The 329-nt window shown below is 67.5% G+C and carries 1 protein-coding gene; it reads right to left on the minus strand.

Features of this window, described 5'->3' with window-relative positions:
- Nucleotides 1–329 (minus strand): calcium-binding protein (locus ACH107_RS33685; RefSeq protein WP_412509909.1); only part of this gene is annotated, 329 nt, incomplete at both ends.

Genomic DNA, 329 nt, shown 5'->3' on the forward strand with positions numbered 1-329 from the left:
ATTGCCGCGGACGAGGTTGTCGGTGGTGTCGCCGGTGAGGTAGTCGTCCGCGCTGCCGCCCTCGAGGTTCTCGAAGCCGGTGAAGCTGTCGCCGGCGGCGTGGCCGCCACTGGCGGTGCCGTTGTAGAGCTTCACGGTGACGCCTGCGCTGTCCCCGGCATAGCTGAGCATGTCGGTGCCGTTGCCGCCGGCCAGACTGTCGCTACCAGCACTACCAAACATGAAATCGTCCCCGGCGCCGCCTTCGGCGGTGTCATCGCCGCTGCCGACGTTGATGTAGTCGTCCCCGGCATTGCCGCGGACGAGGTTGTCGGTGGTGTCGCCGGTGA

It is taken from the genome of Roseovarius halophilus (ex Wu et al. 2025), assembly GCF_047086965.1.